The organism is Marinigracilibium pacificum (assembly GCF_012926615.1).
Taxonomy (GTDB): Bacteria; Bacteroidota; Bacteroidia; order Cytophagales; family Cyclobacteriaceae; genus Mangrovivirga; species Mangrovivirga pacifica.
Genome location: NZ_JABBNU010000009.1, coordinates 266,001 through 287,760 on the forward strand (window position 1 = coordinate 266,001; position 21,760 = coordinate 287,760).

Here is a 21,760-nt window from a genome sequence, read left to right on the forward strand (position 1 = left end):
ACTGAAAGTTAGTTGAATATCTTTAATTTCTTAAATCCAATCCCCAATTTAATTTTTGCCTCAATGTATTTAAAAAATTGATTCCCTCCAATTTTATTAGGTTACAATGAAAACTTTCTCGACGAACAGCCATTTCAATACTGTCATCAACAGTAAATGATCGTGAATCTAATGAAACAAGGAAGTTTTTAGCACGCCCTTCAATTTCAAAAGATATTACACTATTATCGCTTACTACCAATGGTCGGACATTTAAATTATGAGGACTAATAGGTGTTATAATAAAGTTTCTTGATTCTGGCATTACCACTGGTCCACCACAACTAAGCGAATAACCGGTTGAGCCGGTTGGGGTAGCGACAATTAAACCATCAGACCAATAAGAATTGAGATATTCTCCATCAATAAATGTATGAACTACAATCATTGAAGAGGTATCCTTCTTGGTAATTGCAATTTCATTTAAAGCAAATCGCTGATCACCAAAAATACCATTTGGAGTTTCAAGATGAAGTAAGCTTCTTTTTTCGGTTGAATATTGATTATGCAATAACATTTGAATAGCATTATCAATATTTTCTTTGGGTGTTGATGCTAAAAATCCCAGCCTTCCAGTATTTACACCAAGTATTGGAATCATTAGGCTACCTACATGTGTCACTGTCTCTAGCAAAGTGCCATCCCCCCCCATACTGATGACAAATTTTGCATGACTCAATTCATTTCTAGAATCATATACTTGAAAATCAAATGACAAATCAGAAACTTCATTCAGGTAATTCATAAAGTTTCTGGAGACAATAATCTGAATATTATTTTCCTGCAATTTTGCAGTAACATATAAAAAATATTGAACTATATCAGGGTCACCTGTTCGCCCATTAATCGCAATTTGCATATATCAGATATCTAGATATTTGAAGAGGATGTCTAATCTCTCCTGATTAACATCATTGCCCAGGCTTTCTTCAAATGTGGCAATAATTTTATAATTAAACCGCTCCAGAGTAGCAGCGGTTCTTGATACGTCTATCGTATTTAATTTTAAAGTTAATTTGATCTTTTCCGGATCTAATGGATCATTCTGAATACTACTTGACAAAATTTTCACATCATCAGCTTCGATCAACCGAGCCAATTCTGCCATCGAGTAATCAATTTTCTTCATAGATAACACTAATATGCCACCCTGACTTTGAACAGCTGCAGATTGAGCAAAGGCGATAAGTGCATCTTGAATTGTAATTACTCCCTGATAATGATCCGTTTTATCCAACACAGCAACAACCTGGGAGTCATTATCAGTTGAAACCTTCATAACATCATACAGATGTTTATCTTCATATACAAAGCATGATCGCCCTGTCAGTAAAAAATCTCCAACCTTTGAAGAAAGTTCGTTTGATGTAAATATGATATCCTCACTGATCAATCCCAAAAAGCTATCATCATTGATAACAGGCAATTCCTTAACACGTAACTCTTCCATCCAAGCGATTGCTTTAGCAGAATCATCTGTGGGCTTTAACGGCGGAATCATATGGTTGATCAGTTCATGTGCGATCATACAGGTACATTTTCTAAAAATTCTTCTAGAATCTCATTGAAAGTCTGTGGATGCTCCATCATAGGGGCATGACAACATTTATCAATAAATCTTAAAGTACTATTAGGTATTAATCTATTAAATTCATGAGCTACTACCGGAGGAGTAATTGTATCGTTTAAACCCCAAATTAATAATGTTGGAGCTTTAATGTTAACAATATCCTTTGCCATATTATTTCTCTGAGCACTCTTTGCAATTGCAACTATTCGCATACATTTAGGAATTGAATTGGTTGTCTCAAAAACCTCATCTATATACTCTTTTGTAATTACGTTAGGATCATAAAAAGTGTACTCAACTCTTTCTTTTATATACTCGTAATTTCCTCTTTTAGGAAAAGACCCACCCATACTGTTTTCAAATAATCCGGATGATCCCGTTAATATTAAACGATTAACTTTATCAGGATGTTTAAGAGTAAAGATCAATGCGATATGACCACCAAGAGAATTACCCATTACTGACATATCATTTACACCCATCTCTTCCAAAAACCCTTCTACATAAGCAGTTAGTCCTTCAAGCCCTGCCTTCTTCAATGGCATATCATAAATAGGAAGCAGGGGGATTAACAGTCTATATCTGTCAGAAAAATGGTTAACTACACTCTCCCAGTTACTTAAAGCACCAAACAAACCATGCAACAAAAGCAATGTTGGTCCTTTACCTTCATCTATATAACTATAATCCTTTATTTTTTTTATATCAACAGTAGTACTCATCTGTTCTTCTTTGTAAATAAATATAAATAAAAAAAACCGTTTAAAATATAGCCGGGCTAAGCTTCCTCTTGAGAAAACATGTCACGAATATCATAAAACATGTCATTAACAGATGGAATCACCTTACCTAAAAGCATAGCTATTTCTGGAGCAATAGGCTCAACCATTGGCATCATCATCGAACCTCCTATAAAAGTTTGAGGCAATTCAACATCCAGAATGGTAATGATCCATAAAATGATACTTATACCTAAAGCCCACTTAAATGCACCAAAAATTGCACCGGCCAATTGATCTACATTCCCCAGAATAGTTTTATCTAAAACTGACTTAAAAAGCTTTACAACTATATTAACAAGGAAAATCACCCCAACAAAAATAATTATAAAGGCCAATAGAGGTATCAACGGCCCAAGCCCTTCAAAATAGGTTGATAATACACCTATGGAAACATGTAATAATTTGAATCCTAAAAAAATTGCCAGAATAAATGCAACCAATCCGGCAAACTCAAGTAAAAACCCTTTTCTGAATCCGTTGTAAGCTCCAAATCCAATTAAAAGGATTATAACAATATCAATTATTGCCACTATTTTCTATTATTTGTTTAACAACTGTTTTACTTTATCAGCTATTATCTTTCCGTCTGCTTTTCCAGCTAGTTTTTTTGTCGCTGCACCCATCACTTTCCCCATATCCTGAGGTCCTGTAGCACCCACTTCTTTTATTAAAACTTCTAGTTCAGCAACGACTTCCTCTTCGCTTAATTGCTTGGGTAAAAATCGCTCAATTATTTCCAATTCGACTCTTTCCTTCTCAGCTAAATCTTCTCTATTCTGCTCAACATAAAGATCCATCGACTCTTTACGTTGTTTAGCTGCTTTAGTCAATAATTTCATCTCCTCAGCTTCACCAATAGTTCCACTGCTTCCTTTTTCAGTCTCAGCTAGTAGAATTAATGATTTAATTGCTCTTAAAGTTCTCAGTTCATCCTGATTTTTAGCCTTCATCGCAGCTTTTATTCCTTCATCTACCTGTTGTTTAAGACTCATATCTGTATCTTTGAAATATAAATTGTTTGTCGCAAGATATACATTTTGAAATAAATTATGACAAAGCTAAGTGTAAATGTCAATAAGTTCGCCACAATCAGAAATGCCCGTGGCGGCAATAATCCCAACCTTTCTCAAGTTGTTAAAGATTGTGAGCGCTTTGGTGCTCAAGGCATTACTATTCATCCCAGACCAGATGAAAGACATATAACAACTAAGGATGTTTATGATATAAAACCGCTCGTAACAACAGAGTATAATATCGAAGGCTATCCTGACAAAAGATATTTGCAGCTTGTAAGGGAAACAAAACCTGATCAGGCTACTCTGGTTCCTGATGGACCTGATGTTTTAACTAGTAATAAAGGATGGGATACCATTAATAATAAGGAAATGTTGAAAGACATTATTTCTGAATTAAAATCCTATGGTGTTAGAACTTCAATATTTGTTGATCCTGATCCTAAAATGGCAGAAGCTGCCGCTGAAACTGGCGCAGACAGAGTCGAGCTATACACCGAAGATTTTGCAATTAATTTCCTAAAGGATAAATCAGCAGCAGTTTTACCCTACATAGAAGCTGCCAATGCAGCTAAAAATGCAGGCCTGGGAATCAATGCTGGTCATGATTTAGATTTAACAAACCTCAAATATCTGGTTCAGCAAATCCCTTATATAGATGAAGTTTCTATTGGCCATGCACTTGTCTGTGATGCTTTGTATTATGGACTTGAAAACACTATTCAACTCTATTTAAAACAACTTTCATGAATTTATTTTATAGAGAATACGGCAAAGGCGAAAACACCCTGGTTATTCTTCATGGCCTCTTTGGCTCTTCAGACAACTGGATGTCTATTGCGAAAGCTCTTGAGGATGACTACCATATATATGTTATTGACCAACGTAATCACGGGCAATCTCCTCATAGTGAGGAATGGAATTACGAAGTAATGGCAAAGGACATTGCCGAGTTCATTGATGAAAATATTGGTCATGAAACAGCTGTTTTGGGACATTCTATGGGGGGAAAAGTCGCCATGACTTTAGCACTAAGATATCCTGAAAAAGTAAAAAAACTATTAGTTGCTGATATAGCTCCCAAATATTATCCGATACATCATAGAACGATCCTTGATGGTCTTTTAAAAGTTGAAGAAGAAAAACCCAAAAGTAGGAATGATGCTGACAAAATTTTAGAAGAATACATACCTCAACAATCAATAAGGATGTTTTTACTTAAAAATTTAGGCAGAAACAGTACTAAAGAACTTCAATGGAAAATAAACCTTCAAGTAATCAATGAAAAAATTGAAGAGGTAGGTAAAGCTCAAAATGAATATTCATCTACACAGATTCCTTCATTATTTGTCGGTGGCGAAAACAGTGACTATATTTTGGATGATGACAAAGAACTTATAAGAAATCTATTCCCTAAATCAAATATAATTTATTTGAAAAACGCCGGGCATTGGTTACATGCAGAACAACCCGAATCATTTACAAAAGTCATTAAAGATTTTATGAATTATGGAAAGTAAGGGAACTCTGTATTTACTTCCATTACCAATTGCTGAAAATACGCTGGAGAAAAGCGTTTCAACATACGAGCGTAATGTGATTATTTCACTAAAATACTTTATAGTTGAAAACATCCGTACATCCAGAAGGTTCATTAGTAGTTTAAGAGAAGGTATAACAATTGAAGATTTACAGTTTTTTGAAATAAACAAAAAAACTGACGAGCGGGCAATTTCCCCAGTTATAAAGCTTTTAAAAGAGGGACATAGCGTTGGTATTATGTCAGAAGCGGGTTGCCCGGGAATAGCAGACCCCGGAGCAATGGTTGCGGACCTGGCACATAAAAACAACATAAGGGTTGAACCACTCTCAGGTCCTTCTTCAATGTTTCTAGCTCTAATGAGCTCAGGATTTAATGGTCAGAAATTTGAATTTTGTGGTTATATCCCTGTTAAAAACCCTGATAGACGAAAGGCGTTGTTGAAGATGGAAGGCAAAGCATCAAATGAAAATGTAACACAAATTTTCATGGATACACCATATAGAAACAATCAACTTTTAAAAGACATTATAAACAATTGTAATCCCAATTCGTATTTAAGCATTAGCTGTGATTTAACAGGAGAATCTGAATTCATTAAAACAATGCAAATAAAAAATTGGCAAAAAACAGAAGTTGATCTTCATAAAAAACCAGCTCTTTTTTTATTTGGGCGTTGTCTTTAATAGATAAACATTTATATTTCCTTTAAAAAATTTATCTTTGCACCTTAAAATAGAAACCTAACATCTTATGTCATATTTCTTTACATCAGAATCAGTATCTGAAGGTCATCCGGATAAGGTAGCCGATCAAATATCTGACGCATTGTTAGATAATTTTTTAGCTTTTGACAAAAATTCAAAAGTAGCTATCGAAACTTTAGTAACTACCGGACTAACTGTATTAAGTGGAGAGGTCAAATCAGATGCATATGTTGATGTGCAGCAGATAGCCAGAAACGTAATTAACAAAATAGGGTACACTAAGGGTGAATACATGTTTGATGGAAACTCTTGTGGAGTTATTAGTGCTATTCACGAACAATCTCCGGACATTAACATGGGAGTTGACAGAGGAGCTCCGGAATTACAAGGTGCTGGTGACCAAGGGATGATGTTTGGATATGCAACTGATGAAACAGAAGCATACATTCCGCTTCCTCTATATCTTTCGCATATGATCCTTAAAGAACTTGCTGAAATCAGAAGAGAAAGTAAGGACATCAATTATTTACGTCCGGATGCAAAGTCTCAAGTTACTATTGAGTACTCTAATACTCATCAACCTGAAAGAATTACTTCAATAGTTGTATCGACTCAGCATGATGAATTTGCTAAGGAAGAAGAAATGCTTGAGAAAATCTATAAGGACATTAAAAATATTGTAATCCCTAGAGTTAAAGAAAAGCTTTCTCCGGATCTTCAAAAGTTATTTACAGATAAGATAACATATCATATTAACCCTACAGGAAAATTTGTAATTGGTGGACCACATGGTGATACCGGACTTACAGGTAGAAAGATAATTGTCGACACTTATGGTGGTCGTGGTGCTCATGGTGGTGGTGCTTTTAGTGGTAAAGATCCATCAAAAGTTGACAGATCAGCTGCTTATGCAACTCGACATATTGCTAAAAACATGGTTGCTGCAGGAATCGCTAAAGAAATTCTTGTTCAGGTAAGTTATGCTATTGGTGTTGTTGAACCGACTAGTATTTATGTTAATACTTATGGAACATCGAAAGTTAATCTTACTGATAGTGAAATTGCCAGAAGAATAAGTGAGATTTTTGACATGCGTCCTTTTGCAATTGAAAACAGACTTAAGCTACGTAACCCTATTTATTCTGAAACAGCAGCTTATGGTCATATGGGAAGAAACCCTGAAACAAAATCAATTAAATTTACAGATAGCGCAGGAAGGACTAAAAGTTTTGAGGTTGAAACTTTTACCTGGGAAAAGCTAGATTATGTAGATGAAATTAAAAAAGCATTTGAATTATAAATAAAAAGGGGCGTTAAAAACGCCCCTTTTTAATAGGATAAGAATTTATCATCTCCCGAGTTGCTTCTCTTTATATTTTTTAATCTGTCTTCTTAAAGCCTCTACTGCTTTATCAGCAGCTGCTTCAAACGACTTTGATTGTTCACTTGCAAATAATTGATTACCAGGAATATTAAGCATTATCTCAACGATTTTATTTTCCCTTTGATCATTCTTTTCTAGTCGGAAAAAAACTTCCCCATCTGTAATTCGATCATAAAATGTTTCCAATTTATCGGCCTTGCTTTGTACAAAATCCAACAACTTTTGATCAGCGTCGAAATGAATGGAGTGCATTTGTAATTTCATAATCGTTAGAATTTAATAGTTAAACTTATGCTTTAGGGTGAGCTTGTTCAAAAACTCTCTTGAGCTCCTTAATGGAACGATGGGTATAGACCTGCGTTGCCGCAAGACCTGAATGCCCCAATAATTCTTTAACTGAGTTAATGTCCGCACCATTTGATAGAAGGTGTGTTGCATAACTGTGCCGAAGCACATGCGGACTACGCTTGTTAACTTTTGTTTTATTGTCATCCAAAAGCTTTTTAATAGTTTTTTGAACAAGCATCGGATATGATTGACCACCACTTTTATTAACGATCAAATATGTAGTATCGTTGTTATCAAAGTGGAGTTTTTTTAATTCAATATAAAATTTTATATCATCAATAATATACTTGGGAACCGGGATTACTCTTTCCTTATTTCTTTTGCCTAAAACTTTAATTCTAGAGGAAAAAAAATTAATATCATCTTCTTTCAGGCCTATAAGTTCTGCTCGTCGCATGCCTGTAGTATACAATAAGGAAAATACAATATAATCTCTCCAGGAGTAGAAATCATTTAATAACTCCTCCTGTGGTCTAATTGTATCTAATAAATCGATTATATCTTCCTCAAGAATAAACTGAGGCAGTCTGGATGGTTTTTTTAACGACTTTACCCTTAATGCAGGGTTAGAGTCAATAATTTCATGCTTAAGCAAGTACTTATAATAAGCCTTTACTGATGCTAGCTTTCTATTTATTGTAGTCGGCTCTACTTCTGACTCCATCAATGAAACTACCCAGCTACGAATTTGATTGTAGTCTGCTTTTGTTTCATCATCAAGGTCAAATGTATTGCGTAGAAAAGACTGGTATTGACTTAAATCTCTCTGATATGCCTCTACCGTGTTCCCGCTGTACCGTTTCTGATGTAATATGTAATTTAAGAAAGATTTAAGCATAAAAAATTAGTACTACATAATCACTAAGATTGTGTAGTACTAATCTATTAAAAAAGAGTCAAAAAGAATAACTAATTATTAATTATTGTTTTCTAGATCTCTCATTTTTTGACGGTAAGCCGCCTTAATTAATTCAGTTCTTCTACTTACAGAAGGCTTTTCGAAATGTGAACGGCTTCTAAGTTCTTTTAAAACTCCAGTACGCTCGAATTTCTTCTTAAATCTTTTAAGCGCCTTCTCTATTGATTCGTTTTCTTTTACGTTAACTATAATCATGTTATTTCTTGTTTCGCTTCCAAACAGGGCTGCAAATTTAGGCAAAATACCTACATTTCAAAACCTTATTTGAGAATTTCTCTGGAAATCACCAGTTTTTGTATTTCAGAAGTTCCCTCACCAATTGTACAAAGCTTTGAATCTCTATAAAATTTTTCAACCGGGTAGTCTTTGGTATAGCCATAACCTCCAAAAATTTGAACTGCTTCTGTTGAAGCTCTTACTGCAACTTCAGAAGCATAATATTTAGCCATAGCTGACTCTTTAGTTACTTTCTTACCTTCATTCTTTAACCTTGAAGCATTCTCAATTAGCAATCTTGCTGCTTCAATTTCTGTTGCCATATCTGCAAGCTTAAAAGAAATTCCCTGGAATGAAGATATTGGCTTTCCGAATTGCTTTCTTTCTTTTGAATATTGAACAGCTGCCTCATATGCTCCAATAGCAATTCCTAAACTTAGGGCTGCAATAGATATTCTTCCTCCGTCTAAAACTTTAAGCGCCTGAACAAATCCATCGCCAACTTCGCCAAGAATATTATCTTTTGGCACACGACAATCAGTAAATATCATCTCAGCTGTTTCGCTTACTCTCATCCCAAGCTTATTTTCCTTTCTTCCTCCTTCAAAGCCCGCTGTACCACGCTCAATTACTACAGCTGTAGAATTACGAGATTCTCCAGGCTTTCCTGTACGTGTCATTAAAACAGCAATATCTCCGCTAATACCATGTGTAATCCAGTTTTTAGCTCCATTTATCAATACTTCATCTCCTTCAATTACTGCAGTGGTTTGCATATTACCTGCATCAGACCCAGTATTTGGTTCTGTTAAACCCCATGCACCCAGCCATTCACCACTAGCAAGTTTTGGAAGCCATTTTCTTTTCTGCTCTTCTGTTCCAAATTGTAAAATGTGACCAACACAAAGAGAATTATGGGCAGCAACACTTAATCCAATACCTGGATCAACTTTTGTTATCTCTACTATAACATCAACATATTCGTGATACCCAAGACCCGCTCCACCATACTCCTGAGGAACTAATATTCCCATCAGACCTAACTCTCCAAGTTTTCTGAATAAGTCTCTTGGAAATTCCTGTGACTCATCCCACTTCATTACGTTCGGTCTTATCTCTTTCTCCGAGAAGTCTCTGACCATTTCAATGATCATTTTTCGATTTTCAGCTACTGCCGTTGACATAATTCTTATTAGGTTTAAGTTGTTTATTTAATAGGGCGCAACAAATATAAGGAATAATAGTTAACTAACTAACGATTGTTAGTATAAACTTTTTATTAAAAAATGTAATTATTTTTGTTTTTTGTTTCATTTTGTAGCAATCCCTTGTATTTTAGCCACTCTAATTTTTATGCGATCTAGAACAACCGAAAATTTACTTTTATGAAAATTGCAGTAGTAGGTACCGGATACGTAGGACTTGTAACCGGAACCTGTTTTTCAGAGACCGGAAATAACGTTACATGTATCGATATTGATGAAAAAAAAGTTGAAAAACTTAAAAACGGAATTATTCCAATATATGAGCCTGGACTTGATGTTTTATTTGACAGAAATGTAAAACAAGGCAGATTACATTTTACCACTAATCTTAAAGAAGGTATTGAAGGTGCAGAAATAATTTTCCTTGCCTTACCTACACCTCCGGGAGAAGATGGTTCGGCAGATTTACAATATATATTAAAAGTTGCTGATGATCTTGGTCCTCTTTTAAAACAATACACTATTATAATTGATAAAAGTACTGTTCCGGTAGGAACTGCTGAAAAGGTACAGGCTGCAATAGCAAAAAATGCTAAAGTTGAGTTTGACGTTGTTTCGAATCCGGAATTCCTAAGAGAAGGTGTTGCTGTTGAAGACTTCATGAAACCTGACAGGGTAGTTGTAGGTACCGAATCTGAGAAAGCGAGAAAACTAATGGAAAAACTTTACGCTCCATTAGTACGCCAGGGTAACCCTATAATTTTTATGGATGAAAGATCTGCTGAGTTAACAAAATATGCTGCAAACTCATTCTTAGCAACTAAAATCACATTCATGAATGAAATTGCTAATCTATGTGAATTGTTAGGTGCAGATGTTGATGCAGTTAGACGTGGAGTTGGTACTGATAGCCGAATTGGTAAAAGATTCCTTTTTGCCGGAATTGGTTATGGTGGAAGCTGTTTTCCAAAGGACGTTCAGGCTCTGGCAAAATCTGCGAAGGATGTTGATTACGACTTTAAAATCCTTTCAGGTGTAATGGAAATTAACCATAAACAAAAAACCAAGCTTATACCTCAACTAAAAGAATACTTTGGTAATGATTTGAAAGGAAAGAAAGTAGCAATATGGGGACTTGCTTTCAAACCATACACTGATGATATAAGAGAGGCTCCTGCTCTTTATAATATTGAAGAATTACTTGCTGAAGGTGCAAATGTATCTGTTTTCGATCCTGAAGCAATGGAAAATGTAAAAGGCCTGATGGGAGATAAAATCACATATGCTGACGATCAATATTCAGCTTTGAAAGATGCTGATGCATTATTGATTGTTACGGAATGGCCTGTATTCAGAACTCCTGACTTCGAAAAAATGGATAGTCTAATGAATGGCAAGGTGATTTTTGATGGTAGAAATTTATATGAACTATCTTCAATGGAAGACCTTGGTTATGATTATTTCAGTATCGGAAGAAAAGCAGTTAAAAAATGAGTAAAGGAAGAGTATTAATAACTGGAGCTGCAGGATTTTTAGGCTCACATTTATGTGACAGATTCATTAAGGAAGGATTTAATGTTGTTGCAATGGACAACCTGATTACAGGTGATCTTGAAAACATTCAACACCTTTTCCCTCTTAAAGAATTTGAATTCTACAACCATGATGTAAGCAAGTTTGTACATGTATCTGGAGATCTTGATTACATTGTTCATTTCGCTTCTCCAGCAAGCCCTATCGATTATTTGAAGATTCCTATCCAGACTTTAAAAGTGGGATCATTAGGAACACATAACTGTCTTGGGCTGGCAAAAGCAAAAAATGCAAGAATCATTGTTGCTTCAACATCAGAGGTCTATGGTGATCCTTTAGTTCATCCACAGACTGAAGATTATTATGGCAATGTTAATCCTATCGGACCTAGAGGGGTATATGATGAGGCAAAACGCTTTCAGGAAGCAATGACAATGGCTTACCATACATATCATAATGTAGAAACACGAATTGTAAGGATATTTAACACCTATGGCCCAAGAATGAGGTTAAATGATGGCCGTGTGTTACCTGCTTTTATTGGTCAAGCATTGAGAGGAGAGGATTTAACCGTTTTTGGTGATGGTTCTCAAACAAGATCTTTTTGTTATGTTGATGATTTAATTGAAGGTATTTACAGACTTTTGATGAGTGATTATGCGTATCCGGTTAATATTGGTAACCCTGATGAAATCACTATTAGAGAGTTTGCTGAAGAAATCATAAAATTAACAGGCACACAACAAAAGGTTATCTATAAACCTCTTCCAAAAGATGATCCGATGCAAAGGCAACCAAATATTACCCGAGCAAAAGAAATTCTTGGATGGGAGCCTAAAGTTTCAAGAGCAGAAGGATTGAAAATAACTTATGATTATTTCAAATCTCTTCCTGATGAGAAGCTTTATAAAAAGGAGCATAACGATTTTAAAGATTACATAAAGAAATAATCTACATGCCAGATAAAATTCTTGTAACCGGCGGTGCCGGTTACATTGGTTCTCATACTGTAGTAGAACTACGAAAAGCCGGATACATTCCGGTTATAATTGATAACTTTTCTAACTCTGACCCAGCTGTTATTAGTCAATTAGAAAAGATAACCGGAGAACCAACTATTTTTTACGCACTTGATTGCAATAATACCGAGAACTTAAAAAAGGTATTTAGAGAAAATCCTGAAATTACAGGTGTTATTCATTTTGCAGCATTCAAGGCCGTTGGAGAATCAGTTGCAGAACCAATAAAATATTATCACAATAATATTGGCTCACTGGTTACATTGATTCAAAGTATGGAAGAGTTTAAGGTTTCAAACCTTGTCTTTTCATCTTCTTGCACTGTATATGGTCAGCCTGATAAACTACCAGTAAAAGAAAACAGTCCTAAAAAGCAGGCAGAATCTCCGTATGGAAACACAAAAGCAATTTGTGAAGAAATATTATCTGATGCTAATAATGCAGGAATTCCAATTAAATCAATTGCCCTTAGATATTTTAATCCAATTGGAGCACACCCAAGCTCATTAATAGGAGAATTACCTAAAGGTGTACCAAACAACCTGGTTCCATTTGTTACTCAAACAGCTGCAGGTTGGAGAAAAGAATTGACAATTTTTGGTAAGGATTATAACACTGTTGATGGAACTTGTGTACGTGATTACATTCATGTAGTCGATCTGGCAAAAGCACATGTAAAAGCATTAAAGCATCTTGAAAAAATAAGTGAATTTAATAACCATTTTGAAGCACTTAATATTGGTACTGGCAATGGTAATAGTGTTAAAGAAGTTGTTGATACTTTTCAAAAGGTTAATGAAGTCAAATTAAACTATACCTTTGGACCAAGAAGAGCTGGAGATGTTGAGCAGGTATATGCAGATGCTTCAACTTCAGAAGACGTATTAGGGTGGAAAGCTGAACTATCCCTTGAAGATGCACTAAAAGATGCCTGGAACTGGCAAAAAACATTAAAAAAGCCTGAATAGTTGTTCAGGCTTTTTTTATGCTTAGTGCTTTCCAATATTAACAATTGACTACTCCTACTATTTAGTTATAGTCATTCATTTAATTCTATTCCCTATAAATAACGGTCAATACAGTTTGACCAACAGCTTTCAGTGTTTCCTTTGAAATTACATCAATATTGTCTTTATGAGTATGATGGTAATCTCCGAAAGTTAAATTTTGGTCAAAATCAATTATATCAATCATTGGAAATCTACGGTGCTCAATTATTGGCACATGATCATCCTCAATTGGAGCGCCATCTCTATCAATAAAAAATTGAGAATAACCTAACTCTTTACCAATGTTCCAAACATGTCTTAAAATTCTTGGAGCGTATTCCTTGCTGTATAACTCATAATGGAATTTAGCATTCTTTGCACCTACCATATCTAACAAAATCCCATAATATGCTGAATAATTTGGTTTGTGAGGATTTTGTGCCCAATACCTTGACCCTAGACACCAATTTGGAAATAATTTCCCAGATTCAATAAGCTGCAAATTTTGAGAAGCAGCACCATTATCCTCAGCATCAAAGAATATTATATCGACACCAACATTCCCTAGTGAATCAGCAACAATTTGTCTGGCAACCTCAAGTAAAACCGCCACTCCACTAGCTCCATCATTAGCTCCATCAATAGGTTCGGCTTGCCTTGTTGAATCTTTATCTGCAAAAATTCTAGTATCCCAATGAGCAGCTAAAAGAATTCGTTTTTGTGCATTAGGATTAAACACACCTATTATATTGGTAAAAGAAAATGATTCTCCAGCATTATTTGATGCACTAAACTTTTGACGAGTCACTTTTGCACCAAATTCAGTCAATTTACCATCCAGATATTCCAGACATCTGGCATGTGCTTCACTTCCCGGTACTCGAGGCCCAAACCCTACCTGGTTTTCAACAAAACTAAATGCAGAATCAGAATTAAACTCAGGCACATAAATATTGCTTATTTCTTCTCTGGTAACTTCAGATGATCCACTTTTGGTATCACAAGAATTGGTAAGAATAATAATAAATGCTAACAGAGATATTCCTCTCAAATAATAAAAAATCTTATTGTTCATCGTAAGCCCAATCTATTTTATCTTTCATGTCTTTTACAACAACACCTGAAGATTTCAGCATTGCTCTTATCTTATCAACTCTATCGTAATCTTTATTTTCCTTAGCCTGCTTATAAATTTCTAACATACCATCAATCAGACCAGAAGCATCACCAACTTTTTCCTCTTCGAAACCTAATACATCAATAACTATCTCCCTGTAAACTCTAATCATCTTATTAAATAGATCTTCACCAAGAGCTCCAGAGCTAAGTTGTCCTGTATAAATTGAATTTATTTTCTTAAGAAGGTTAAATAACTGCCCTATAGTTAAAGCGGTATTAAAATCATCATTCATTGCACGATAAATATTCTGAATGATTTTATCAATAGTAGATTTAACATTATCATCTTCTTCACCAGCCTCAAAAGATAACGAGTTAGCTACCTTCAATCCATTTATTAACTTCTTATACCCCTTTTGAGCAGCTAACAATGCATCATTACTAAAATCAAGAGTTGAAGCATAATGCGACTGTAGCATAAAGAAACGAACAGTCATCGGGCTGTATCCTCTATCTAGTAGTTTATGGCTACCGGAAAATAATTCATGAGGAAGAAAACTATTTCCAAGACTCTTACTCATTTTCTGGCCATTTACGGTTAACATATTAGTATGCAACCAATATTTTGCCGGAGACTCTTCATTTGCACCCACACATTGAGCTATTTCACATTCATGATGAGGAAACTTTAAATCCATACCACCACCATGAATGTCAAATTTATCGCCAAGATACTTTGTACTCATTACCGAGCATTCCATGTGCCACCCCGGAAATCCAAGTCCCCAAGGAGACTCCCACCTCATTATATGCTCAGGAGAAGCCTTTTTCCAAAGAGCAAAATCAATCTTATTTCTTTTTTCATCCTGACCATCGAGTGCTCTTCCACTATCCATCAGGTCTTCAATTTTCCTTCTTGACAAGATTCCGTAATTATGCTCCTTATTGTATTTTTCAACGTCAAAATACACAGAACCATTAACAACGTATGCAAGACCTTTATCCAACAATTTTTGAGTCATATTTATCTGCTCGACAATATGACCAGTGGCAGTTGGCTCTATACTTGGAGGTAGAATATTAAATTCACGCAAAACTTCATGAAAGCCATTTGTATACCTTTGAACAATCTCCATAGGTTCAAGGTTCTCAAGTTTAGCTTTCTTTGCAACCTTGTCCTCCCCTTCATCTGCATCATTTTCAAGGTGCCCGACATCAGTAATGTTTCGTACATACCGTACCTTATAGCCAAGGTGAATCAAGTATCTGTACATTACATCAAAGCTTAAAAATGTACGTACATTACCCAAATGCACATCACTATAAACAGTTGGACCACAAACATACATTCCAACATAAGGAGGGTTATATGGTTCAAATACTTCTTTTTCCTGCGTAAGTGTATTGTAAACTTTTAATTTGTCTTGCATGCCGCAAAGATAGTTAAAAAGGTTTTGTTATGAGAAATCTTTTTTATCCATAACGAAGACATAAAAGATTGGTTTAATGAATACAAAGTATTGAGTTTGATAAAAATAATATCTATATTTGCAAAGATTTTAGACCAATGTAGTGAGGGGACATATCGAGTCCCCTCTTTTATTATGGTTTTTTGAAATGATGACGAAAGAAAAAATAACACAGTTTGTTGAGAATTATCTTCCGGATGAAGACCATTATATTGTGGATATCATCATAAAAGGAAAAGAACAACAAAAAGTTATCGTATTGATAGACAGTGATGAAGGTCTTAATATTGACACATGCGCTAAAATCAGTCGATCATTGGGTGCTGACGAAGATTTTGACAATCTGTTTGATGGACCATACAGATTAGAAATATCTTCTCCCGGGCTTGACCATCCATTAAAGTTAGAAAGGCAGTATCAAAAAAATATTGGCCGGTCTGTTCAGGTTACTTTGAATGACGATAAGATTCTTGAAGGATCTCTGAGTGAAGTCAAAGAAAAATCAATTATTATCTCACCAGAACCAAAAATCGTTAAAGGAAGAAAAGTCAAGTCGGATCTGAAAGAAGATACAGAAATTATGTTTTCAGACATTAAAGAAACTAAAATATTAATAACATTTAAGTAGAAGCGATAATGAACTCATCAGTTTTAATTGAATCGTTTGCCGAATTTGCGAAGCAGAAGAATATTGACAGGCCTACAATGATCAGAATTCTTGAGGATGTATTCAGAACAATGATCAGAAAAAAGTATAATGTAGACGATAACTTTGATATAATTATCAATGTTGACAAGGGTGACCTTGAAATTTGGCGTACACGTATTATCGTTGATGACAATTCTGAGGACATCTGGGATCCGGATAAAATTCCATTGTCAGAAGCAAGAAAAATTGAAGCTGACTTTGAAATAGGAGAAGAAACTGCAGAAGAAATAAAATTAGAAGATTTTGGCCGCAGAGCAGTTATGACTGCACGTCAAACGCTAATTCAAAAAGTTAAGGATCTTGAAAAAGACATTATCTACAATAAGTATAAAGAGCTTATTGCAGAAATGATCACTGGTGAAGTTTACCAGATTCTTAACAGAGAAGTATTGCTTATTGATGCTGAAGGAAATGAGCTTTCAATTCCTAAAAATGAGCAAATACCTAAAGACAGATATAGAAAAGGAGAAACTGTTAGAGCTGTTGTTGATCGCGTAGAGATGGTTAACAGTAATCCGAAAATTATATTAAGCCGTACCTCTCCGGTATTTCTTGAAAGATTATTCGAAAATGAGGTACCTGAAGTTTATGATGGATTAATTACTATTAAAAATGTAGTAAGAGAACCAGGCGAAAGAGCAAAAGTTGCTGTTGAATCATATGATGACAGAATTGATCCGGTAGGTGCTTGTGTAGGTATGAAGGGATCAAGGATTCATAGCATAGTTCGTGAGCTTCAAAATGAAAACATTGACGTAATCAATTTTACTGATAACAAAGAATTATATATCGCCAGAGCTCTTAGCCCTGCGAAAATCTCTTCAATGGAAATTGATGAAGAAAATTCAAGAGTATCAGTTTATCTAAAACCAGACCAGGTTTCACTGGCAATTGGTAAAGGAGGACAAAACATCAAGCTTGCTTCAAAATTAGTAGGACTTGAAATTGATGTCTTCAGAGAAATGATAGGCGAAGATGAGGAAGACGTTAAACTTGAAGAATTCTCTGATGAGATCGAAGAGTGGGTCATCCAAATCTTAAAAAAGGTAGGATTAGATACTGCAAAAAGTGTTTTAGCTGTACCTAAAAACGAATTGATAAGCCGAACAGACCTTGAAGAAGAGACTATTGAGAATATTTATAGTATTTTAAAGCAAGAATTCGAATAAATAAAAATGGCTTATCGCTTATCTTTCGCTATTTTTGTATTTTAATAAAAAGGGGTCTAATAAAGTAACGACTTAGAGAAAAGGGAAAATTAATATATGGCAGAAGAAAAAACCATGCGTTTAAACCAGGTAGCCAGAAAACTCAATGTAGGGATTTCTACAGTTGTTGAGTTTTTGGGTACGAAGGGATTTGATGTCGAAAGCAAACCTACAAGTAAAATAACTGAGGAGCAGTATAATTTACTTGCTAAGGAATTTGAGTCTTCGGCGCAAGAGAAAGAAGAGGCGTCAGGACTTAAAATCGGCGTTAAAAGAAAAGACGAAGCCAAAAACGAAACTATTACTCACAAAGAAGAAGATACTCAAGCCACTGAATCTAATGATGATGAGGAGGAAGAAGTATTTATTAAAAATATTCCCGTAGAAAAGTCGACCCCAAAGACTTCGGAAGAAGAGTTAAAAGTAACAGAAAATAAGAAAGAGGAAGAACCTAAGGCTGAAGAAAAAAATACGCCTGAAGAAAAGATTTCTTCTGATTCACATAAGTTAAAAGGCATTAAAGTTGTTGACAAGATTGATCTTGATTCAATTAACAAGCCTAAATCTCCTAAAAAGGAAGATAAAGAAGAAGAGGTAAAGAAGGAAGAGCCTAAACAGGAAGTTATTAAAGAAGAAAAAGCTCCTGAAGTAAAAGCCGAGCCTAAAGCAGAACCTAAAATGGAAGAAAAACCTGCTAAGGAAGAAACTAAGCCTGAGGTAAAAGCTGAAAAGAAAGCTGAACCACAGCCTACCGGCAATAATAAGAAATTTGATAAGCCAAAGGCGCAACAAGAAGCGCCTAAAAAAGATTCTAAGAACATAGAAAAGGATAAACCAGCCAAAAAGGAAAATGAAGGGAAGATCGAAGCTAAAGCTGATCAGCTTAAAGGTCTTACAGTTCTTGGCAAAATAGAACTCCCTGAAACAAAGAAGAAATCCAAAGGAAAGCCGGTAGCTTCCTCTGATGATAGAAAAGATAGAAGAAAGAAGAAAAGAAAGAGAATATCCAAGGATGGTCCTGGTGGACAACAAGGCCAAGGCCAGCAGCAAGGTCAGCAACAAGGCGGTGGTGGCAACCAAGGCCAGGATAAAAGAGGAAGGTTCAACAAAGACAATAGAAGAGGCGCTGATAAAGGCAAGAAAAAGCCTATTAAAAAGGAGGAGCCTACTGAAGCTGAAATTCAAGAACAGATCAAACAAACCCTTGCAAAACTTAGTGGTGGAAAAACCAACGATAAGGGTAAAGGATCGAAATACAGAAGAGAAAAGAGGTCTGCAAAGGCTGAAGCTGCCGAAAGACAGTATCAGCAGGAGCAGGATGAAGCAAAAACACTGCAAGTTACAGAGTTTATTTCTGCTAATGATCTTGCCTCATTAATGGATGTCAGTGTTAATGAAATTATTAGTGCTTGTATGTCGCTTGGAATGTTCGTTTCGATCAACCAAAGGCTTGATGCTGAAACGATCACTATAATCGCTGATGAATTTGGATATGACGTTAAATTTTCTTCAGATGAAGAAGAAACTGATGTTGTTGAAGAAGAAGACAAGGAAGAAGATCTTGACCACAGAGCACCGATTGTTACCATTATGGGACACGTTGACCATGGTAAGACATCATTACTCGACTTTATTAGAAGCGCTAAAGTTACAGAAAGTGAAGCAGGAGGTATTACACAGCACATTGGAGCATATGATGTAATGACTGATAGTGGTAAAAGAGTAGCATTCCTTGACACTCCTGGTCACGAAGCATTTACAGCAATGCGTGCCCGTGGAGCAAAAATCACCGACGTTGCCATAATTGTTGTTGCAGCTGACGATAGTGTTATGCCTCAAACTAAAGAAGCATTAAATCATGCTCAGGTTGCCGGTGTACCAATCGTTATCGCTATAAACAAAGTTGATAAGCCAAATGCTAATCCTGACAAAATACGTGAGGAACTGGCAAATAATAATATATTAGTTGAAGACTGGGGTGGTAAATACCAGTGTCAGGAAATTTCAGCTAAAACTGGTCAGGGAATTGACGACCTACTTGAAAAAGTATTGTTAGAAGCTGAATTACTTGAACTAAAAGCCAATGCAGACAAACCAGCTGTAGGAACAGTTGTTGAAGCATCTCTTGACAAAGGTCGTGGATATGTAACTACTGTAATGGTTCAGGCCGGTACTCTTAAAATTGGTGATGTGTTGCTAGCTGGAAGCCACTTTGGTAAGGTTAAAGCAATGTTTGACCACCGAGGTAAAAGGCTTGATACCGCTGGACCATCTACACCAGTACTAGTTCTTGGTCTTGATGGAGCTCCTCAAGCTGGTGACAGGTTTAATGTAATGGAAACTGACAGGGAAGCACGTGATATTGCTAACAAGCGATCTCAGATTCTCAGAGAGCAAACACTTAGAACTCGTAAGCACATTACACTTGATGAAATCGGTCGTAGACTGGCTATTGGTTCATTTAAGGAACTTAATATCATTGTTAAAGGCGACGTGGACGGTTCAGTAGAAGCACTTTCTGATAGTTTATTGAAATTAACTACCGAAGAGGTTGCCGTTAACATTATCCATAAAGGTGTAGGTCAGATTTCTGAATCAGATGTTCTACTTGCTTCTGCATCAGACGCAATTGTTATTGGTTTCCAGGTTAGACCTTCTGGTGGAGCAAGAAGAATTGCAGAAACTGAAGAAATTGAAATCAGACTATACTCTATCATCTATGACGCAATCAATGACGTTAAAGATGCAATGGAAGGTATGCTTGCTCCAACTGTAGAAGAAGTTATTACCGGTACTATTGAGGTAAGAGAAATATTCAAAATCTCTAAAGTTGGTACTGTTGCCGGCTGTATGGTAACTGAAGGATTTGTTAAGCGTAACAATCAAATCAGACTAATCAGAGATGGTATAGTAGTCTATACAGGAGACATCGATCAGCTGAAACGTTTCAAAGATGATGTAGGAGAAGTTAAGAAAGGATACGAATGTGGTCTGAGTATTAAAAACTATAATGACATCAAAATTGGAGATATAATCGAAGGATTTGAAGAAAAAGAGATCAAACGTAAACTTTGATCAGATCATAAAAATTAAAAAAGGTTGTATCTTTAATTATGGATACAACCTTTTTTTTATTAGTAACCAAAATATTTTTTCTACTAATTGGCATTACTCTGATTCTCGGTCTGATAGAACCCTGGAGAGCCTTATGGTGGGCAGAAAAACAAAACAGGTTATTGGTACTTAAATATTATGGAATTCCTTTTCTTATCTTATCTATAATTCTACTGATTTTGAATTAAACTTATCTTCAAGAGCAGCTTCAAGAATTTTTGCTACCCTGTCATTTATCGTGTGAACAACCAAATCAAGTTCATAAATACCATTCTTTTCATCTGCAATGGTAATAACCGGATTATGCTTAGTCAGTATATAAGGTAACGATAATGTATAATCTTTAATATTGGCAATTTTCTTTTGAAGATCCTGAAAAGATCCTGCCTCCACGTACAGTTTTACCAGATTTCTATTTTTATACTCAGCACTTTGCTTTTTGTATATATGCGTATTTAAAATTTGATTATATGGAATTTTTATTCGATCTCCTTGAATAGTTTCAAGAATAACAAATAACAAATACATACCAGATAATTTACCATCAAGATCATTAGATTTTATCCCTTCGCCTAACTTGAAATTATAATGGTACCTAAATAAAACTCCTAACAATGCCTGCCTGTGCACATACCAAAACACCATTACAACTATTATTAAAACTGGAATACTAAACAGCAATGGAATGTCCCTGAACTGTGAACTAAACCTCCACAATAGAAACAAAAAGTAGCCTGTAAAAAACAGCAATTCTACATAAGAAAGATTAAGGCTTAAGTAGATTTTCTTTTGAGAACCACCATAAACAAGCCTGATAAACTTACTTACTAACCTGAAAATACCCCAGGCCATGATCAAAACGATAATATAATTCATA

General features: G+C 35.4%; 22 protein-coding genes. 10 read left to right on the forward strand and 12 right to left on the reverse strand.

The features are described 5' to 3' along the window. Positions 1-22: 22 nt before the first annotated feature. Genes HH304_RS15420 through HH304_RS15440 form a run of 5 tightly spaced genes read right to left on the reverse strand, consistent with a single transcriptional unit; the run spans position 23 to position 3,383 of the window. Positions 23-898 (reverse strand): NAD kinase, encoded by an 876-nt coding sequence (locus HH304_RS15420; protein ID WP_169683237.1) that lies wholly within the window; start codon positions 896-898, stop codon positions 23-25. A gap of 3 nt (positions 899-901) precedes the next feature. Continuing rightward, positions 902-1,567, reverse strand: a complete 666-nt coding sequence (locus HH304_RS15425; protein WP_169683239.1) for a CBS domain-containing protein — start codon at positions 1,565-1,567, stop codon at positions 902-904. Beyond that, positions 1,564-2,331, reverse strand: a complete 768-nt coding sequence (locus HH304_RS15430) for an alpha/beta fold hydrolase (protein ID WP_169683241.1) — start codon at positions 2,329-2,331, stop codon at positions 1,564-1,566. Before HH304_RS15430 ends, HH304_RS15425 begins: the two co-directional genes overlap by 4 nt. A 56-nt stretch (positions 2,332-2,387) precedes the next feature. Then, positions 2,388-2,921, reverse strand: coding sequence for a CvpA family protein (locus tag HH304_RS15435; protein WP_169683243.1), 534 nt, complete (start codon positions 2,919-2,921; stop codon positions 2,388-2,390). A gap of 9 nt (positions 2,922-2,930) precedes the next feature. Beyond that, the gene (locus tag HH304_RS15440; RefSeq protein WP_169683245.1) at positions 2,931-3,383 is read right to left on the reverse strand and encodes a GatB/YqeY domain-containing protein; all 453 of its coding nucleotides are present in this window, start codon (positions 3,381-3,383) and stop codon (positions 2,931-2,933) included. 57 nt (positions 3,384-3,440) lie between these two features. Here HH304_RS15440 and HH304_RS15445 point away from each other — a divergent pair, with 57 nt between their 5' ends. The 4 genes from HH304_RS15445 to metK all read left to right on the forward strand — a co-directional run bounded on the left by HH304_RS15445 (position 3,441) and on the right by metK (position 6,951). After that, positions 3,441-4,154, forward strand: coding sequence for a pyridoxine 5'-phosphate synthase (locus HH304_RS15445; RefSeq protein WP_169683247.1), 714 nt, complete (start codon positions 3,441-3,443; stop codon positions 4,152-4,154). After that, complete coding sequence (locus tag HH304_RS15450; protein WP_169683249.1) at positions 4,151-4,924, forward strand: alpha/beta fold hydrolase; 774 nt, start codon at positions 4,151-4,153, stop codon at positions 4,922-4,924. Before HH304_RS15445 ends, HH304_RS15450 begins: the two co-directional genes overlap by 4 nt. Further along, a complete protein-coding gene (locus HH304_RS15455) occupies positions 4,914-5,630 on the forward strand; it encodes an SAM-dependent methyltransferase (protein WP_169683252.1) in 717 nt (238 codons plus the stop codon). Before HH304_RS15450 ends, HH304_RS15455 begins: the two co-directional genes overlap by 11 nt. 67 nt (positions 5,631-5,697) lie before the next feature. After that, a complete protein-coding gene (metK, locus tag HH304_RS15460) occupies positions 5,698-6,951 on the forward strand; it encodes a methionine adenosyltransferase (protein WP_169683254.1) in 1,254 nt (417 codons plus the stop codon). A gap of 48 nt (positions 6,952-6,999) precedes the next feature. Here the strand turns inward: metK and hpf are convergent, their stop codons facing one another. The 4 genes from hpf to HH304_RS15480 all read right to left on the reverse strand — a co-directional run bounded on the left by hpf (position 7,000) and on the right by HH304_RS15480 (position 9,702). Continuing rightward, positions 7,000-7,299, reverse strand: a complete 300-nt coding sequence (gene hpf / locus HH304_RS15465; RefSeq protein WP_169683255.1) for a ribosome hibernation-promoting factor, HPF/YfiA family — start codon at positions 7,297-7,299, stop codon at positions 7,000-7,002. 25 nt (positions 7,300-7,324) lie between these two features. After that, the gene (locus HH304_RS15470) at positions 7,325-8,221 is read right to left on the reverse strand and encodes a tyrosine-type recombinase/integrase (RefSeq protein WP_169683257.1); all 897 of its coding nucleotides are present in this window, start codon (positions 8,219-8,221) and stop codon (positions 7,325-7,327) included. 78 nt (positions 8,222-8,299) lie between these two features. Further along, a complete protein-coding gene (rpsU, locus tag HH304_RS15475) occupies positions 8,300-8,497 on the reverse strand; it encodes a 30S ribosomal protein S21 (RefSeq protein WP_169683259.1) in 198 nt (65 codons plus the stop codon). A gap of 65 nt (positions 8,498-8,562) precedes the next feature. Further along, on the reverse strand, positions 8,563-9,702 hold the full coding sequence (locus HH304_RS15480; protein ID WP_169683261.1) for an acyl-CoA dehydrogenase family protein: 1,140 nt from the start codon (positions 9,700-9,702) through the stop codon (positions 8,563-8,565). A 201-nt stretch (positions 9,703-9,903) separates the two neighbouring features. On the opposite strand from HH304_RS15480, the gene HH304_RS15485 reads away from it, so the two are divergent. The 3 genes from HH304_RS15485 to galE are packed head-to-tail and all read left to right on the forward strand — an operon-like array spanning position 9,904 to position 13,243. After that, a complete protein-coding gene (locus HH304_RS15485; RefSeq protein ID WP_169683263.1) occupies positions 9,904-11,217 on the forward strand; it encodes a UDP-glucose dehydrogenase family protein in 1,314 nt (437 codons plus the stop codon). Continuing rightward, on the forward strand, positions 11,214-12,206 hold the full coding sequence (locus tag HH304_RS15490; RefSeq protein ID WP_169683265.1) for a UDP-glucuronic acid decarboxylase family protein: 993 nt from the start codon (positions 11,214-11,216) through the stop codon (positions 12,204-12,206). Before HH304_RS15485 ends, HH304_RS15490 begins: the two co-directional genes overlap by 4 nt. A gap of 5 nt (positions 12,207-12,211) precedes the next feature. Then, entirely contained in the window at positions 12,212-13,243 is a 1,032-nt protein-coding gene (galE, locus tag HH304_RS15495) for a UDP-glucose 4-epimerase GalE (protein ID WP_169683267.1), read from the forward strand. Between the two features lie 85 nt (positions 13,244-13,328). Here the strand turns inward: galE and HH304_RS15500 are convergent, their stop codons facing one another. Both HH304_RS15500 and cysS read right to left on the reverse strand, forming a co-directional pair. Beyond that, positions 13,329-14,339 (reverse strand): M28 family peptidase, encoded by a 1,011-nt coding sequence (locus HH304_RS15500; RefSeq protein ID WP_169683268.1) that lies wholly within the window; start codon positions 14,337-14,339, stop codon positions 13,329-13,331. Continuing rightward, entirely contained in the window at positions 14,329-15,813 is a 1,485-nt protein-coding gene (gene cysS / locus HH304_RS15505) for a cysteine--tRNA ligase (protein WP_169683270.1), read from the reverse strand. Before cysS ends, HH304_RS15500 begins: the two co-directional genes overlap by 11 nt. A gap of 190 nt (positions 15,814-16,003) precedes the next feature. Between cysS and HH304_RS15510 the strand changes: the two genes are divergently transcribed. The 3 genes from HH304_RS15510 to infB all read left to right on the forward strand — a co-directional run bounded on the left by HH304_RS15510 (position 16,004) and on the right by infB (position 20,844). After that, positions 16,004-16,480: a ribosome maturation factor RimP gene (locus HH304_RS15510; protein WP_169683272.1), complete on the forward strand. Its 477-nt coding sequence runs from the start codon at positions 16,004-16,006 to the stop codon at positions 16,478-16,480. Between the two features lie 8 nt (positions 16,481-16,488). After that, positions 16,489-17,730: a transcription termination factor NusA gene (gene nusA, locus HH304_RS15515; protein ID WP_169683274.1), complete on the forward strand. Its 1,242-nt coding sequence runs from the start codon at positions 16,489-16,491 to the stop codon at positions 17,728-17,730. A gap of 96 nt (positions 17,731-17,826) precedes the next feature. Continuing rightward, positions 17,827-20,844: a translation initiation factor IF-2 gene (gene infB / locus HH304_RS15520; protein ID WP_169683276.1), complete on the forward strand. Its 3,018-nt coding sequence runs from the start codon at positions 17,827-17,829 to the stop codon at positions 20,842-20,844. A gap of 201 nt (positions 20,845-21,045) precedes the next feature. Here the strand turns inward: infB and HH304_RS15525 are convergent, their stop codons facing one another. Then, positions 21,046-21,759 (reverse strand): mechanosensitive ion channel domain-containing protein, encoded by a 714-nt coding sequence (locus HH304_RS15525; protein ID WP_169683278.1) that lies wholly within the window; start codon positions 21,757-21,759, stop codon positions 21,046-21,048. Between the last annotated feature and the right edge of the window lies 1 nt (position 21,760).